A 16,659-nucleotide genomic window follows, 5' to 3' on the forward strand; every position below is an offset into this window, starting at 1 on the left:
TCCGTTATTTCAAAATTTGGATAAACTTACCTTCGCCGGCACCGAACTCCAGTTCCGCTTTTTTGCCTTTGAGAGACACCCGTTCCTTTTCGCCACCGGTATAGACATTGAGCGCCCGCGCCCCGTCAAACGTCACGGTGACCTTGACCGTTTCCTGCTGGCCTGGATCTGTCATATTCACCAACATAATGGCGGCATTCCCGTCCTTGTCCTCGAAGCAGCCCATCAGCACCGGACCGCCTTCCACGCTTTTCACCGGCGCGAAACTCTCGAGCGGCTCTTTCATATAGGTGTGGGCCGGCGCCCCCTCCTTGGGCCAAACCATCTGGCCCACCGGGCTGTACGACAGGAAAACATGATCGAACTTCAGCAGTTCATGATTCAGCCGGCTGGCGTAATCGTAAATGGGCGTCTTATTGCCTGCCGCGTCGATCATGGCTTCGCCGAAGGATTCGCTGGTGCCCGCGGTGGGCGTCCAATAGCAGAAGTGCTGGATCCCCTGCCCGCCGAAGGCCAGGGTCGTGTACGCCTGCCAGCGGATGTCCTCATAGTTCGGCGACCGGTTCACCAGCCCGAAGGACATGGTCTGTATGAAGTTCCAGAAGGGAATGCCCGCCTTTTTGGCCGCCTTGGAGACGATTTCCAGATTCAGGAGGTAGTCCTCCGTGACAGAAGTGCCGTCCACATTTTTCAAAAGCGGATAGTGGTCATACGAGATGACCGACGGCTTGACCTTCTCCACGTACTCGTTTATGTAGGCCTCGTAATCCCGCCCGTCCCGCTGAGCCAGTGAGGAATAGGTAGGGAACAGATTGACGTAAAACAATTTGCCGGGCAGGGACTTATCGTAAACCTGTTTCAGCGCGCCGAGCCGCTCAAACTGGTTCGGCCCCGGCTCGTCGGAAACCAGATGCCCCAGGAACGCCGGATACTCTTTATACTTCTCAATCATTTCCGGCACCAAATCGAAATCCTCTTCCGGAATGGAACCCAGGCCCCAGTCCCGCACCAGATACTTAATGCCGTACTTATCCGCCAGTTCCAACGCCTTGACGGCGTTGGCATCCGCGCCCTCATACAAGGCATAAATACAATTGATGCCCGAATCGGCCACGGCCTTGTAGGTTTCGTCGCTGATGAAATCCGGCGGCGGCGCCACCCAGGCGCCGATATGCAGCGCTTTGTTGTCCTCATAGACCGGTTCGGCCACCTCTCCTCCCGAGCAGCCGGCCCCCAGCGCGCATCCCAGCGCCGCCACACATAGCAAAGCCCCGGCGCGCAGCCCTCGCTTTCCTTTCATGAACGATCCCTCTTTTCTGTCGAAATGGTTCATTTGCATGCGAAAACATAGAAATACTGCTAAATTCTTGCGGATTTTCCTAGGAGAAAACGGTGCGTAAGTAATTTACTAAACTTTATTTAAAATATGGCGTCGAAATAAAGAATAGTCGCACCTATCTCCGATAATCGCATTATAACACTCGGAACATTTCCCTGTCAATACCTTTTTTACAAAGATTTATTGTTTATTTTGCTGCTTATAAAGGAATTAAATTAAATTTAATTTCATATAGTACTTGTACGCTTTTCTTTATAATCGGTACAAACTCCCATATATCCAGCTATACCCTCCAATATTCTTGACAAATATCAGATAAATTAATTAAGTTTAAAAAGTTATTGCTTTATAAAAAGGAAGGTGTTATACTGAATACGAACATTGAAATCTAGTCAAACAAGGGGTTGTCTGTCATGCTGCCTATTTATCAGCCCGAGACCGCGCCCGTCTCCATTCATGATATATTGGCGGGGACGGTATTGCCGATTGGCGCCTGGGTGGCACCTCCGCCTGCCGGCGTAAGCGGAAATAATCCGGATTACATAACGGACGAGACGTATCGTCTGGCAAAAGAGGCCGGGTTCACCATGCTGTATGGGCTGTATGAAAATCTGGAGCACCGGCGGGAGGACGCCCGCCGCGCACTGACCTGCGCACAGCGCAGCGGGCTGCGCTATCTGGCGGTCTCCTGCGGGCTGGCCGACGGCCAGACGCCGGAAGAGCTGGTGCCGGGCCTGATACAGGGCGAGTCCGCGCATCCCGCCTATTTAGGCGTTCTTGCCTATGACGAGCCGTCCGTCGCGCAGCTGGATACGCTGGGGACGATAGCCGCGGGGTATCGGGCCGCCCTTCCCGGGCGCTTGTTTTATGTCAATCTGCTGCCGCTGTGCGCCAAATCCACTCAAATTGAACGGCATAAAACCGATGAGAGCGGGCGGCCCTGCACCGTTGAGGAGTACCGCCGGTACCTGGAATTGTTTATCGAGAAGCTGAAGCCGCCGGTGCTGTCCTTCGACAATTACCCTTGTGAAGGACGGTTCCCCCATATGGCGGATCATTACTTTTTGAATTTATCCCTCGTAAGCGCGGCGGGCAAGGCGCATAGTCTTCCGGTGTGGTGCTTTATTCAGACCTGCGCCTGGAACAGAAAGGTACGCGTGCCTCAAGAGGCGGAAATCCTGTGGCAGGTGAACACGGCGCTGGCCTACGGTGTACGGGGCATCCAATATTTTACCTTCTGGCAACCGCTCGAGGACGGGGAATGGCGGGGCGGCATGGTCCACTTGGACGGCCGGCTGAATCCGCAATACGCTTATGTAAAAGCGGCCAACGCGTGCATCCGCCTGTCTCAGGATTTGCTGATGCGCGGCTGCTTCGAAGGGGTGCTGGTGCATCTCTCGTCTCCCGCGCCTGTCCCGAAGGAGGATATTCTCCCGGCTTTCGGCCCCCTGTGCGGCCTGGCGGGCGAACTTCCCGCCCTTGTGGGGTGCTTTTCGGGGAACGGCGAGGCAGGCTATTACGTGGTCAACAACACCGTGACGACCGCCGGCTGTGTGCGGCTGCTGTTCAACCGCGCCGTCCGCGGGCAGGTCCGGGAAAACGGCGATATCCGTCTGTTTCACGGAGACAGTCTGGAGCTGCGCCTGGCCGCCGGGGACGGCGCTTATGTACAATTGAGCTGAAAGGAGCAAACGCTGTGCAGGAAACCATAGATTTTGCCCGCGCGGAACTGACGCGCTACATGCGGCGCATAACCGGCGGCAGCGGCCATATCCGGCTTGAACTTATGCCTCAAGCGGACACCGCCTCCCCTTTTGACGACGCGTTTTCTATTGAAATCCGGAAAGGAAACGGCGTTATCGCCGGCTGCTGCCCGCGCAGCGTTCTACTGGGGGTTTACCGCTTTCTCTTTCTTCTGGGATGCCGCTTTTTTGCCCCGGGAGCGGACGGCGAGGTTCTCCCCTCCCTGTCCCTCGAGGCCTGCACCGTTTCTTACCGCGGCCGGCCGGCTCTGCGCCACCGCGGCGTCTGCATCGAAGGCGCGGTATCGGTGGAAAATGTGCTGGATATGGTGGACTGGCTGCCCAAGAACGGATTCAACGCCTATTACATCCAATTTCGGGAGGGGCACACCTTTTTCGAACGCTGGTACACACACGAGGGCAGCGTGACGCAGCCAGCGGAGCGCTACACCCTGGAGGACAGTCGGCGGCACGTGGCCCGCATTGAAGCGGAAATCCGGAAGCGGGGACTGATTTACCATAAGATCGGCCACGGCTGGACCTGCGAGTGTCTGGGGTATCCCTCTACCGGATGGCACACGGTGGAGGACGAGGGAGTGCCGCCGGAAATCCGTCCGCTGCTGGCGCAGGTGAACGGAACTCGCGCGTTTTTCGGCGGCATTCCGCTGAACACGCATCTGTGCTATTCCAATCCGGAGGCGCGGCGCCGTTTTGTCGATGAAGTGGCGGATTACGCCTTGAACCACCGGGATATATCCATCCTGCACATCTGGCTGGCGGACAACTACAACAACATCTGCGAATGCAGCGCCTGCCGCGCCCGCTCCCAGACGGATTGGTACGTGATGCTGCTCAACGAAATCGACGAACGGCTGACGGCGCTGGGCCTGGATACGCGGCTGGCCTTCCTCATCTATTTCGAGCTTCTCTGGCCGCCGGTGACGCAGCACCTGAAGAACCCCGACCGGTTCATCCTGATGTTTGCGCCCATCACCCGGACCTATACCCGGCCGTATTATCAGCCGGACGAACCGGTCGACCGGGAGAAAAGAGCCCCTCTTCCCTCGTACAGCCACAATCAGGCGGTATTCCCCACCAACGTCAAAGAGAATCTAGCGTTTCTTTACCGCTGGCAGGAGGAATTCCATGGCGACAGCTTTGTGTACGACTACCATCTCATGTGGGACATCGACAAGGAATATGGCGGACTCCAACTGGCGCGGGTGCTGTACGACGACTGCACACGCCTTAAGGACATGGGGCTGAACGGCCTGATAAGCTGCCAGCTGGGGCGGGCGGGTTTCCCCTCCGGTATCTGCCAGTACATCATGGGCCGCGCCCTGTTCGACGGGGCGTCGTCCTCCTTTGAGGCGCTGACGGAGGAATTCGTCGAAGCCGCCTACGGCCGGGACGCGGCGCTCGCGCTCGCCTATCTCCGCGGGTTGTCAGAGCATTTCTCGCATGCATACATACGAGGCGAAGACGAGGGCATGACAGCGGCGGATTATGTGCGGCGTTTTCAAGAGGCCGGCGCATTTGTCCGGGACAGCACGCCGGCTATCACAGCCGCTGCGGCGCGTGCTCAAACGAGCGGACATGGCCGGGCCTGGCGCGTGCTGGCGGTATCGACGGCCATTTTCTCCCATCTGGCCGACGCTCTGGCGGAAAAAGCGGCGGGTGCGCCGCCCGCCCGCTTGAAAGAATTAGCACAGACGCTGCGCCGTCTGGTATCGGAGGCGGAAACCGCCGTACAGCCCGATTTGGACGGCATGTATTTCAATATGCTGGTGGCCGGCTTTCTGGAGCACACCGGCGAAGCCCAGGAATAAACGACAGAAGGGACGAAAAAGTCATGGCACAGAACGAGGAACGCATTCAGAGGCAATACGAGGACGCCAAGGCGGTCTACGCCGGTTTCGGCGTGGATACCGACGAAGCGCTGGCGGAATTCCGGCGCATCCCCTTATCCCTGCACTGCTGGCAGGGCGACGATGTTAAAGGGTTTGAGGACGTGGGCGACGTGGCCAGCCAGAACTTGGTCACCGGACAGTATCCGGGAGCCGCCCGCAACGGCGACGAGCTGCGGGCCGACATGGATATGGCTTTTCGCCTTTCTCCCTGCCGGCATCGCGTCAATCTTCACAGCATGTATGCCGAGCCCAAAACCCCGACGCCCCGCAACAAGCTGACCACGGAGGATTTCCGCCGCTGGATCGAGTGGGCGAAGGCAAACGGATACGGCCTGGATTTCAACGCCTCCTTCTTCACGCATCCCATGATGGCGGACGGGTTTTCCCTGGCCTCCCGGCGCCGGGAGGTGCGGGATTATTGGGTAGAGGCGGGCAAGGGTGCGAGGGAAATCGCGGCCGATATGGGCCGGGAACTGGGCACCCCCTGCATCAACAACATCTGGGTGCCGGACGGTCTCAAAGATATGCCGGCCAATCGACTGCTGTACCGGGAGCATCTGCGGGAATCCCTGGATCGTATTTTCGAAAAGCGGCTGGATCGATCGCTGATGCGGGACGTCCTTGAAGGCAAGGTATTCGGCATCGGCACCGAGAGCTTCACAGTGGGCTCCCATGAATTTTATCTGGCGTATGCGGCGGGGCATCATGTGGGGATATGCATGGATACGGGACACTATCATCCGACGGAAAACGTGGCGGATAAGCTGTCCGCCGTGGTGCCGCTCATTGACGATGTGCTGCTGCACATCAGCCGCGGGCTGCGCTGGGACAGCGATCACGTGCTGATTCAGGGGGACGATTTGAGCGCGCTGATGCAGGAAATGAAACGGGGCGGCTTCTTCCACCAGGTCGGCATGGGCCTCGACTATTTTGACGCCAGCATCAACCGCGTGGCGGCCTGGGTGATCGGGCTGCGTGCCGCCGGGAAAGCCATGTTGACCGCCCTGCTGGAGCCGAGCGCTTTGCTGGAGCAGGCCGAAGCAGACGGCGATTTCACCGCTCGCCTGGCATTGACGGAGGAATTTAAAAACCTGCCCGCCAACGCGGTATGGGAATACCTCTGCCTCCAGGAAGGCGTGCCCGTCGGTACCGATTGGCTGACCGTTCTCCGCCGTTACGAACAAGACGTGCAGAGCAAGCGCCGGTAATACGCATATTTCAAACTCTTCACTCCACTCAAACAGAGTAAACATAACGCGCCGTCCTTTCGGACGACGCGTTATTTCTTGGCTGAAATGCAGTCATGGGTCTTAAAAAGCGGTATTCCTACTAGCAGAAGCACCGTCTCATGATACCGCAAAACATATAATCGGCCATGTTTAATGCTTCGTTTTCGATGTTATCGAACACCTTAATATCCGCCGTGTAGTTTCCCTGCAGGCGCAGCGTCGCTTCTTTTTCCGTCATTTCCAGATGGCTATACAGCATGTCCCTCCATGTTGCTTCTTCCCAGCACGGATTGATGGAAGCTAGAAAGCCGGCAATCTCATCCGCGTTTTTATACCATCTTTTACGAGCGTTATCAGCTTTTTCGCCTTCCGCGTTTTTCGCTGCGTTTACCAGTTCGGCTGCAATCAGCAAATGCTGAGTGAAAAGTTTCTGAAACCGACTGGCTATTCTTATGCCGTAAATCGGCGTTAACAGCCTTGCAAAATCCTTTGGATTTTGGAGCAGCCTATTGGTGACCGGCTCTAAATCGCCCAGGTCAGCCGCTGTACTAATAATGAAGAACCGCGTCCAATACACGTGCTGCTCCCATAGTTGGCGTATCCGATTCATCAAACACATCTGCTGTTTGGTATATCCATTACACATAATCCCCCTCCTCCCCATCGTCGCAGTATTACTAGCAGTATATGAAAAAGAGAAATTGATGTTTCACTATTCTTTCCGGCTACATGAAAACAATCGAAATGGGAACTCCTATTTATTCAAGAAATCAACCATCCTTTTGGGGCAAAAAAAGAAGAAACCCTGAAAAATCAAGGTTTCTTCTGCATTTGGTCGGAGTGGAATTATAGGATTTTAGGAAAATAAAAAATGGGAGAGTCCTATAAGGACACTCCCACTGGTCCGAGTGACAGGAGTCGAACCTGCGGCCTCTTGAACCCCATTCAAGCGCGCTACCAATCTGCGCTACACCCGGATATGCAATTATACAGCAATCGGCGCATTTTAAGTCCTGCCGTTGTGCCGCGAATGAGATTATAGCATACCCCTTCCATAAAATCAAGGGGGAATTTCATATTCCCCCTTGATTTTTATTCAAACCGGACGCAGCGCATCCCTTTCGCGGCGCAGCTCCCTCATCAGCTGCGCCAGACTCCACCCTTTATTGTGCGGCGTGGCAATCGCCTTAAACGGTATGATTATCCCCGCCGCCTTCATCGCCCCGAGCAGCCCGTCCAGCTGCGCTTCCTCAAGCCCGCACATCACCAGGCATGTCTCCGGAACCAGATCCGACGCAGCTGCTTGCGTATGGGCATACCCGGCAAGCCCCAGCAAATAGCCCACGCTCTCCCCTTCCTGTCCGGCCTGAGCCAGCCGATAGGGCAAACCCATGCTTTTCAAAATCCCCGCCAGCTTTTCCCTGGTGGATTCATCCGCCCCATACAGCAGCACCGCCGCCGGATCTTTTGTTACCGGTATTCTCGCTTTCATATACGCCCTCCTTATAGCTGCCGCACATAGTCCTTGGGCGACAGGCCGAACTCCGCCTTGAACGCCTTGGAAAAGTTGGCATAATCGTTAAACCCGCTCTCGAGATACGCACTGCGCACAGGCTGTCCCCTTCGCAGCATACCCCGCGCGGTCATCAGCCGCTTCTTGGTAATATACTGGTGAATCGGCACCCCAATATACTGCTTGAACTGCCGGCTTAAATGGTACTTGCTGACATAAAACCTTCCAGCCAAGGCGTCCAGTGACAAATCCGCATCCAAATGCCGATTGATATACTCCACCACGGCGTTTATCTTCTGGTTTTCCACCACATCGGGGACCAGTTCCTCCGCCGTTTCGAAATACGCCCGGTTAAGATACACCAGCAACTCCATCACATAGGCCCGCTCCAGCACCCGGCATCCGTAGGCGCTGCCGCCGTATACCTCCTCCAGCCGCCCGCACAGCCGCATCAGGCGGGCGATCAGCTCGCCGCCGGGACGAATGCGCTTATATTCCCGCCGAGCCGCGTCTACAAAGCACGCCGCTAAATCCGTCCCATCCTCCTGCAGCTTCCGGATATACTCGGGGCGAATCCACAGCACATACCGCTCGTACAGCCGTCCCGGCTCCACCAGCGGCCGATGCAGCTCCCGATCGTTGGTCAGAAGAATGTCTCCCGGACGCAGCACATAGGTTTTTCCCTCGATAATATACTCCGCCCGGCCAGAAACGAACAAAAACACCTCGTAAAAATCGTGGCTGTGGTAGGCGATATCCAGCGGACGGCTGCCCTGACTATGAAAAAACTCGTAATCCGGCCGCAGCATTTCCTGCCGATCGTCGAAAGGACATTCCAATCCCATACCGCATCCCTCCTGCTTTTTAGTATACCGCAAGTTTTACCATGTTTCAAGCAACAAATCCCATGAAACCGGGCAAAGTTTGATGTACACTAGAAGCAGTTCTACCGATAGGCTATGGAGGTGGTATTCCTTGACAACCTTTATCCGGGACGATTTTCTGCTGCAATCCACCACAGCTCGCCGCTTGTACGAAGAGTATGCCCGGAACATGCCCATTTTTGACTACCACTGTCATTTAAGTCCCCGGGAAATTTGGGAAAACGAGCCGGCCGCCGATATGACCGCGCTATGGCTAGGAGGCGATCATTACAAGTGGCGGCTGATGCGCGCCCACGGCGTGGAGGAGCGCTTTATAACCGGCGGCGCCGAACCCTATGAGAAATTCCTCCGCTGGGCCGACACGGTGTCGCACAGCGTGGGCAACCCGCTGTATCACTGGTGCCAGCTGGAGCTTCTGCGCTACTTTGGCGTGGAGGAGCTGCTCACCGCCGAAAGCGCCCCCCGCATCTGGGAGACATGCAACCGCCTGCTGGCGTCCGGGGCGGGGCGTCCCCGCTCGCTTATCGTGAACAGCGGCGTCAAAGCCCTGTGCACCACCGACGACCCCGCCGACGACCTGCGCTGGCACCAGGCCTTGGCAAACGACGCCGCCTTTCCCGTGCAGGTGCTGCCCACCTTCCGCCCGGACAAGGCCATCCATCTGCAAAACCCCGGTGCCCGGGAATGGGTGGAGCGGCTGGGCGTCGCGGCCGGACGCGCCATTGATTCCTTCGACAGCCTCCTGGCCGCGCTGGCCGACCGGGCGGCTACCTTCAAGGCGGCGGGCTGTCGCCTGTCCGACCACTCCTTTGGCTCCCCGGATTTTACTGTGCGGGACGCCGCCAAGGCCCGCGCCGCCTTCTCCCGCCTGCTGAAAGGCGAGCCCATCCCCGCCGAGGAGCTGGCGGCCTATCAGACCGAGCTGATGCTGGAGCTGGGCCGGCTGTATCACCGTCTCGATTTTTCCATGCAGCTGCATTTCGGCGTGGTGCGCAACACCAATACCCGCCAGTTCCGCGTTCTCGGTCCCGACACGGGCTTTGATTCCATCGGCGATTCCCTGCCCGCCGCCTCCCTCATCGCCCTGCTGGACGGGCTGGAGGTCACTGGAGAGCTGCCCCGGACCGTGCTCTATACCCTCAACCCGGCGGATAACGCCAAATTTGCCTCCGTGGCCGGCAGCTTCCAAAGCGGCCCGGCCCGCGGCAAAGTCCAGTGCGGCGCCGCCTGGTGGTTCAACGATCATCTGGACGGCATGCTGGATCAGATGAAAACGCTGGCCAACACCGGCCTTCTCAGCACCTTCATTGGGATGCTGACCGATTCCCGCAGCTTCTTATCCTATACCCGGCACGAGTATTTCCGCCGCATCCTCTGCGACCTGCTAGGCGGCTGGGCCGAACAGGGGCTGGCTCCCGGCGATCCGGCCGCCCTGGGCGGCATGGTGCAGGATATCTGTTACAACAACGCTGTCCGGTACTTCGGACTGTCTGTTTAGAAAGGAAGAACAACGCCCATGAAACTGTCTTTTCGCTGGTATGGCCAGGACGACCCCGTCACCCTGGGCTACATCCGTCAAATTCCCAATATGCGCAGCATCGTCACCGCTGTCTACGACGTGCCGGTCGGCGAGGTCTGGAGCCGGGAAAGCATCGCCGCCCTGAAAACGGAGGTGGAAGCCAACGGACTTATTTTCGACGTGGTGGAAAGCGTGCCCGTCCACGAGGACATCAAGCTGGGCCGCCCCACCCGCGACCGTTTGATCGCCAATTATCAGGAGAACATCCGCCGTCTGGGAGAAGCGGGCGTCAAATGCATCTGCTACAACTTCATGCCGGTGTTCGACTGGACCCGGACCCAGCTGGACAAGCCGCTGGCCGATGGCTCCACCGCCTTGGTATACTATAAGGATCAGTTGGAAAAGATGGATCCCCTGACCGGCGAGCTATCCCTCCCCGGCTGGGATGCCAGCTACAAAAAGGAGGATCTGAAAGCCCTGTTTGAGGCTTACAGCCGGCTGACCGAAGAAGATTTGTGGGAAAACCTCCGCTATTTTCTGGAAGCTGTCATCCCCGTGGCCGAGGAAAGCGGCGTGAACATGGCCATCCATCCGGACGATCCGCCATGGAACATCTTCGGCCTGCCCCGCATTATCACCTGTGAGGCTAATCTAGACCGGTTCCTGAAACTGGTGGTCAGCCCAGCCAACGGCTTGACCCTCTGCACCGGCTCTCTGGGCTGCGCCGCCTCCAACGATATCTACCGAATGATCGACAAATACGCCGCGCAGGGCCGCATTCACTTTATGCACGTGCGCAACGTCAAAATCCTGCCGGACGGCGGCTTCGAGGAAAGCGCGCATTTCTCCGCCTGCGGATCTCTGGACATTGTGCGGATCCTCGACATCCTTCATCGTAATCGGTTTGATGGGTATCTGCGGCCGGATCACGGCCGGATGATTTGGGGAGAAACCGGTCGCCCCGGCTACGGCCTGTACGATCGGGCGCTGGGCGCGTCTTACATCAATGGCATCTGGGAAACCCTGAATAAGCTGCATCGGGAGGAGACCTTGTGATGATGAACCTGCCATTTGAAATCGATCTGAAAGACAAAGTCGCGGTGGTGACCGGCGCGGGCGGCGTGCTGTGCAGCCTGTTCGCCAAAGCCATCGCCCGGTGCGGCGCCAAGGTCGCCCTGCTGGATCTCAATCTGGAGGCCGCCGCCAAGTTTGCCGCCGATATCGCCGCCGAGGGCGGCACGGCCAAGGCGTATGCCGCCAACGTCCTCAAAAAGGAAACCCTGCTGGAGGCCCGGGAACAAATCCGCCGGGATTTCGGCACCTGCGACATCCTGGTGAACGGGGCGGGAGGCAACAATCCCCGCGCCACCACCACCAACGAATACTACCTCGACGGCGACATGGAGAAGGATATCACCACCTTTTTCAACCTGGAGCCCGCCGGTGTGGAGTTCGTCTTCAACCTGAATTTCCTGGGCACCCTGATTCCCACCCAGGTATTCGCCGAGGATATGCTGGGCAAGGAGGACGCGAGCATTCTCAACGTCTCCTCCATGAACGCTTTCACCCCGCTGACCAAAATCCCCGCCTATTCGGGCGCAAAGGCCGCGGTCAGCAATTTCACCGAGTGGCTGGCCGTTCACTTCTCCAAGGCGAATATCCGGGTCAACGCCATCGCCCCCGGCTTTTTCGTCACCGCGCAGAACCAGGCCCTGCTGTTCGACGAGGCCGGCAACCCGACGGCCCGCACCGCCAAAATCCTGAACAGCACCCCCATGGGCCGGTTCGGCGAGGCGGAGGAGCTCATCGGCTCCCTGCTCTTTCTGCTGTCCAAACCCGCCGCCGGTTTTATCACCGGCGTGGTCATCCCCGTGGACGGCGGCTTCAGCGCCTATTCCGGGGTCTGACGGCCCCTTCCTCCCGGAAAAATTCCGCATTCACAGAAAATTTGCAGACGCCGCCGCATACACTGTGGTATACTGTGGATAACAAAACCTTTGGGAGGGCGTGCTATGGCCAAGTTTATTGAGTTGGATCCCAGCGAGATCACCGGGAACGTTTTCGATCGCATCGGCAAGGAATGGATGCTCATCACCGCCGGGAAACCGGAAAAATACAACACCATGACCGCGAGCTGGGGCGGGCTGGGCGTTCTGTGGAACGCCAATGTCAGTTTCGCCTTCGTGCGGCCATCCCGCTATACCTTCGAGTTCCTGGAAAGGGAGAAATACTACACCCTGTCCTTTCTCGGCCTCAGCCAGCGCCGCGCGCTGCAAATCTGCGGTTCCAAGTCGGGCCGGGATACCGACAAGGTGGCCGAGGCCGGCTTAACCCCCGTGTTCGACGCGCCCGCCCCCTACTTTGAAGAGGCGGAGCTGGCCCTGGTCTGCCGGAAGCTGTATACTCAGGACATGGATCCCAGCCGCTTCCTTGACCCCTCCATCATGGCCAGCTATAAGGACGGCGATTTCCACCGGATTTATGTCGGGGAAATCACCAAGGTGCTGGCCCGCACCCGCTGAACGAGAAACTCCCCGCCGAAACCGGCGGGGAGTTTTCATTTACCCTTGTTGACGCGCACCGTGCACTGCAGCGTGAGGAAAAACAGAAGGAGCCCGACTCCCAGCAGGATATGCCCCAGGCCGGCAACGCCGGACAGGGAGGCGTCCAGCCCCTTGGAAGGCGTGATCTCCAGAACCTGAATAACCCCGCGGGTTATCAAAGCCGCCACCGTCACCGAAAGCCCCGCGTTGTACAGCCCGAAGAACCAGCCAAACCCCTTCTGGGCAGACAGCCGTCCGGTTTTATCCCATAAGGCGGCAATGAGGAAAAATGCCATCCCCAGCACAAACAGGTGCACATGGACGGTGGACAGAGCGGTTTTGCCTGTGAATCCGTTGAATTTGGTAAATTCCCGATAAAACACGCCGCCCGCCAGCGCGAGCATGGCGTACACAAAGGCGGCGCGGATCAGTTTTTTCATCATATCCCTCCTTTTTCATTCAGTATACCACATCGAACCGCCAGTTGACAAACCGGCGCCTTTCTTGTATCATAGTCGGGAAGTCCTCCCGCCGATAGGAGCCGGGAGTTACCACTTTGTGGGGAAGCGGTTTCCCTTCAAGGTGGTTTTTGTTTTGAAAGGCGTGAATCCTCTTGCGTAAAACATGGTTTTTTGACAAGCAATTCTACCGCACGCTCGCGGTGCTGGCCCTGCCCATCCTGGTGCAGAATTTTCTGGCCTCCTCTCTCAACATGGTGGATACCCTGATGATCGGCCGGGTGGGGGAAAATGAGGTGGCCGCCGTCGGCATCGCCAACCAATTTTTCTTTCTGTTCAACCTAATCGGCAATGGCGCCGCCATGGGCTGCAGTATTTTTATCAGCCAGTATTGGGGCCAGAAGGACACCGCGAGCATCAAAAAGGTGATGGGCTTCGGCCTGACCGTCAACGTCGTCATCAGCCTGCTCTTCACTGCCACCGCCCTGCTCGCGCCGGAGTTTATCGTCCGGCTGTTCAGCCGCAGCGAGGAGGTCGTGCCGCTGAGCAAGGACTATCTGGTCATTGTCTGCCTGAGCTATCTGTTCACCGGCATATCCTACATGCTGGCCAACGCCCTGCGCAGCGTGGGGAGCGCTTATCTGCCCATGCTGGTCAGCCTATTCGCCGTTCTGACCAACACCGGCCTCAACTACCTTCTCATCTTCGGCAAGGGCGGTTTTCCCGTTCTGGGCGTGCGGGGCGCCGCCATCGCCACCCTGATCGCCCGGGTGGTGGAGACCCTGCTGCTGCTTATATTGACCTTCCGTCCCCGTTCTCCCTTCGCCGGAAAAGCGGGGGAATACCTCCGCTATGGTAAAGCCTTCGCCCGCAAGGTCATGGGTGCCATGGTGCCGGTGGTGCTCAACGAGGGCTGCTGGGCGCTGGGCTTCGTGCTGTATACGGTGGCCTACGGGTTTATCGGCGACGGCACCCGCGCCATCGCCGCCTCTCAGATCTGCAACTCGATCCAAAATCTGTTCATGGTGTTCTGCTTCAGTTCGGCGAGTGCGGCGCTGGTGATGATCGGCAACCAGGTGGGGGCCAAGGAGGAAGACACGGCCAAGGCCTACGCCCGCCGTTTCTCGTGGCTGTCCGTTTTGATGGGGATGGTCATCGGGGCGGTGGTGCTGTTCACGGCGCCGGCCATCCTCTCCCTGTTTAAGGTATCGGAAGAAGCCCGGCTGGCCGCCGTTGCCATGCTGCGGATCTTCGGCATCATCCTGCCGGTACGGATGCTCAACGTGGTGCTTATCGTCGGCGTGTTCCGCGGCGGCGGCGACGCCTCCTTCGGGCTCAAGGTGGAAGCCGGCACCATGTGGCTCATCGGGGTACCCCTGGCCTTCATCGGTGCCCTGCTGCTCCAATGGCCGGTGGAGCTGGTGGTGCTGCTCATCTGCGCGGAGGAAATCGTCAAATGCATCCTTTCTCTGGTACGACTGAAAAGCAACCGCTGGATTAAACACGTGACCTAAAAAAACGCCTTGCGGCATGGCCGCAGGGCGTTTTTCGTTCGAAGTGCTTATAGCATATCCTTTTTGTGCAGCAGCCAGCCGACCAGACCCATCAGCACCACGGCGATGATGATGGGGAACCACCACAAATGATGCAGCGGCAGCCCTTCCACGTTCATGCCGTAGAAGCCAGCGATGATGTTGGGGATGGAAATCACGATGGTCACCGACGCGAGCACCTTCATCACAATGTTCAGGTTGTTGGAAATCACCGAGGCGAAGGCGTCCATGGTGCCGGACAAGATGTTCAGATAGATGCTGGACATTTCGATGGCCTGCTTGATTTCAATCAGCACGTCCTCCAGCAAATCCTGGTCATCCTCATACAGCTTGATATACCGGCCCCGCATCAGCTTTTCCAGGGTGGTTTCGTCCGCCTTCAGGGAGGTGGAAAAATACACCAGGGACTTCTGTACGTCCAAAAGCTGAATCAGCTCTTTGTTCTTCATGGATTTGCGCAGCTGCTTTTCCAGGGAACTGGACAGCTTGTCGATCTGCTTGAGGAACTGGAGAAACCGGGTGGCGACCCGCAGCATCAGATGCAGCACAAACTGCGTGCGCAGCTCGGTCTGCACCCCCTTGACCACGCCCTCGGTGAATTCCGCGATGATGGGATTCTCCCGCAAGCAGACGGTGATGACATGGGACTGGGTCACCAGAATGCCGATGGGTAAGGTGTAATAGGAGATGCTGTCCCCATTCTTTTCCGCCACCGGCGCGTCCAGAATGATGAGGGTGTTGTCGTCCTCGCTTTCGATACGGGAGGACTCCTCCTCGTCCAGCGCGGCGCGCAGGAAATCCGGCTCCAGGGAAAACTCCTGAATCAGGCCGTTTATCTCCTTTTCATCCGGATTGATCACATTAATCCAGCAGCCGTCCTCCATCTCCTCCAACGGACGGACGCGGCCGTTGATGGTTTTGTAGTATTGAATCATACGTGCATACCCCTTTCAGGGACGCACGTAAAGCGCACGAAACAGCCGCCCCGCCTACCGGCAGGCGCCGTTCCGTTTGCAGCGGATACGGTGCATCCCCCATAATCTATGGACCTGCGTTTGTCTACTTCGACTGCCAGGGTCAGGATTCACCCTACCCACCTCCTAGTATAATCAAATCCGCCGGAAAATCCGGCGGCCTCTCGGCCTCCCTAATTATAGCACAATATTCCACGATTGCAAGAGAAAAACGCACCTATCCGCTCATATTCGTCACTAAGCGCTCCTCATCCCCGTTTCCGGCCGAAAATGGCTGTATTTTCGTTCTTTTTACACAAGATCAAATTGCAAAAAAGGCGCCCCGGACGGGGCGCCTTTCTACACGTCGAATACGGTATGCAAATCGATGATCCGCTGGTTGCTGCTTCCCCGGAATTCCAGGGTCAGATCCCGCAGCTCTTCCACGTACCGTCCGTCCACCAGCGTGTCCGCCAGCCGCAGCAGGCGCAGCACTGCCGGCTTGGTTTTCCCCATCTCCAGCAGCTGCTCCAGCGTATAGCCGGAATACACCATGACGTGCTTTCCGCGGACCTTGACCAGCTGAGCCAGCTCGCAAAGCGGCTCCGGCTGGCAGAAGGGCTCGCCGCCCGAAAAGGTGACCCCGGTCAGCAGCGGGTTCTCCTCTACCTGCGCCGCCAGATCCGCCACATCCACCAGACGCCCGCCGTCGAAGGCATGGGTCTGCGGATTGTGACAGCCCGGGCAGTGATGGGGACACCCCTGGGTGAATACCGTGAAGCGGATACCCGGCCCATCCACGATGGACTCGGGTACGATGCCGCTAATTCTCAGCTTGGAGGCCATGCTTAACTCTGTCCTTTTCTTCCGCGCGCTTGGCATTGTTGAACCGATCGGTGGTGCCCACCAGATAGCCGGTGATCCGGCGAATCCGCTCAAAGCCGACGCTCTCTCCCACCGTTGCCTGGGTGTTCTTCTTCTCGTTCATGCTGTTCCCTCTCCTTTTATCAGTCGAT

The 16,659-nt window shown here is 57.8% G+C and carries 15 protein-coding genes, 1 tRNA gene and 1 pseudogene; 8 read left to right on the forward strand and 9 right to left on the reverse strand.

What is annotated here, in order from left to right; genetic code table 11:
- Positions 1–4 precede the first annotated feature (4 nt).
- Positions 5–1,300 (reverse strand): beta-galactosidase, encoded by a 1,296-nt coding sequence (locus tag ACSAMM_RS09335; protein ID WP_178723442.1) that lies wholly within the window; start codon positions 1,298–1,300, stop codon positions 5–7.
- A gap of 452 nt (positions 1,301–1,752) precedes the next feature.
- Here ACSAMM_RS09335 and ACSAMM_RS09340 point away from each other — a divergent pair, with 452 nt between their 5' ends.
- The 3 genes from ACSAMM_RS09340 to ACSAMM_RS09350 are packed head-to-tail and all read left to right on the forward strand — an operon-like array spanning position 1,753 to position 6,199.
- Positions 1,753–3,021, forward strand: a complete 1,269-nt coding sequence (locus tag ACSAMM_RS09340) for a hypothetical protein (RefSeq protein WP_178723439.1) — start codon at positions 1,753–1,755, stop codon at positions 3,019–3,021.
- Between the two features lie 14 nt (positions 3,022–3,035).
- Positions 3,036–4,910 carry a DUF4838 domain-containing protein gene (locus ACSAMM_RS09345; protein ID WP_457791153.1) on the forward strand — a complete coding sequence of 625 codons (1,875 nt, stop codon included), beginning with the start codon at positions 3,036–3,038 and terminating at the stop codon, positions 4,908–4,910.
- A gap of 23 nt (positions 4,911–4,933) precedes the next feature.
- On the forward strand, positions 4,934–6,199 hold the full coding sequence (locus ACSAMM_RS09350) for an L-rhamnose isomerase (RefSeq protein WP_457791154.1): 1,266 nt from the start codon (positions 4,934–4,936) through the stop codon (positions 6,197–6,199).
- Positions 6,200–6,320: 121 nt separating this feature from the next.
- On the opposite strand, the gene ACSAMM_RS09355 is transcribed toward ACSAMM_RS09350, so the two are convergent.
- The 4 genes from ACSAMM_RS09355 to ACSAMM_RS09370 all read right to left on the reverse strand — a co-directional run bounded on the left by ACSAMM_RS09355 (position 6,321) and on the right by ACSAMM_RS09370 (position 8,578).
- On the reverse strand, positions 6,321–6,866 hold the full coding sequence (locus tag ACSAMM_RS09355) for an acetylglutamate kinase (RefSeq protein WP_457791155.1): 546 nt from the start codon (positions 6,864–6,866) through the stop codon (positions 6,321–6,323).
- A 254-nt stretch (positions 6,867–7,120) separates the two neighbouring features.
- Positions 7,121–7,197 (reverse strand) — tRNA-Pro (locus ACSAMM_RS09360).
- A gap of 119 nt (positions 7,198–7,316) precedes the next feature.
- A complete protein-coding gene (locus ACSAMM_RS09365) occupies positions 7,317–7,712 on the reverse strand; it encodes a DUF3783 domain-containing protein (RefSeq protein WP_457791156.1) in 396 nt (131 codons plus the stop codon).
- 11 nt (positions 7,713–7,723) lie between these two features.
- Complete coding sequence (locus ACSAMM_RS09370) at positions 7,724–8,578, reverse strand: helix-turn-helix domain-containing protein (protein ID WP_457791157.1); 855 nt, start codon at positions 8,576–8,578, stop codon at positions 7,724–7,726.
- A 130-nt stretch (positions 8,579–8,708) separates the two neighbouring features.
- On the opposite strand from ACSAMM_RS09370, the gene uxaC reads away from it, so the two are divergent.
- From uxaC to ACSAMM_RS09390, 4 genes are all read left to right on the forward strand, one after another.
- Complete coding sequence (gene uxaC, locus ACSAMM_RS09375) at positions 8,709–10,115, forward strand: glucuronate isomerase (RefSeq protein ID WP_457791158.1); 1,407 nt, start codon at positions 8,709–8,711, stop codon at positions 10,113–10,115.
- 18 nt (positions 10,116–10,133) lie between these two features.
- Positions 10,134–11,192: a mannonate dehydratase gene (gene uxuA, locus ACSAMM_RS09380; protein WP_457791159.1), complete on the forward strand. Its 1,059-nt coding sequence runs from the start codon at positions 10,134–10,136 to the stop codon at positions 11,190–11,192.
- Between the two features lie 2 nt (positions 11,193–11,194).
- A complete protein-coding gene (locus tag ACSAMM_RS09385; protein WP_457792171.1) occupies positions 11,195–12,043 on the forward strand; it encodes an SDR family oxidoreductase in 849 nt (282 codons plus the stop codon).
- Positions 12,044–12,148: 105 nt separating this feature from the next.
- A complete protein-coding gene (locus ACSAMM_RS09390; protein ID WP_178725273.1) occupies positions 12,149–12,658 on the forward strand; it encodes a flavin reductase in 510 nt (169 codons plus the stop codon).
- Positions 12,659–12,693: 35 nt separating this feature from the next.
- Here ACSAMM_RS09390 and ACSAMM_RS09395 read toward each other — a convergent pair whose 3' ends face one another.
- Complete coding sequence (locus ACSAMM_RS09395) at positions 12,694–13,122, reverse strand: DUF2871 domain-containing protein (RefSeq protein WP_457791160.1); 429 nt, start codon at positions 13,120–13,122, stop codon at positions 12,694–12,696.
- 170 nt (positions 13,123–13,292) lie between these two features.
- Between ACSAMM_RS09395 and ACSAMM_RS09400 the strand changes: the two genes are divergently transcribed.
- The gene (locus ACSAMM_RS09400; protein WP_457791161.1) at positions 13,293–14,651 is read left to right on the forward strand and encodes an MATE family efflux transporter; all 1,359 of its coding nucleotides are present in this window, start codon (positions 13,293–13,295) and stop codon (positions 14,649–14,651) included.
- 47 nt (positions 14,652–14,698) lie between these two features.
- On the opposite strand, the gene ACSAMM_RS09405 is transcribed toward ACSAMM_RS09400, so the two are convergent.
- From ACSAMM_RS09405 to nrdD, 3 genes and pseudogenes are all read right to left on the reverse strand, one after another.
- Complete coding sequence (locus ACSAMM_RS09405; protein WP_457791162.1) at positions 14,699–15,625, reverse strand: magnesium transporter CorA family protein; 927 nt, start codon at positions 15,623–15,625, stop codon at positions 14,699–14,701.
- A 378-nt stretch (positions 15,626–16,003) separates the two neighbouring features.
- On the reverse strand, positions 16,004–16,489 hold the full coding sequence (gene nrdG, locus ACSAMM_RS09410) for an anaerobic ribonucleoside-triphosphate reductase activating protein (RefSeq protein WP_178725014.1): 486 nt from the start codon (positions 16,487–16,489) through the stop codon (positions 16,004–16,006).
- Positions 16,467–16,598, reverse strand: a pseudogene (gene nrdD, locus ACSAMM_RS09415) (anaerobic ribonucleoside-triphosphate reductase); the annotation flags it as partial. The pseudogene nrdD and the gene nrdG, both read right to left, overlap by 23 nt.
- Between the last annotated feature and the right edge of the window lie 61 nt (positions 16,599–16,659).

The sequence above is a fragment of the Anaeromassilibacillus sp. SJQ-5 genome (assembly GCF_054108045.1).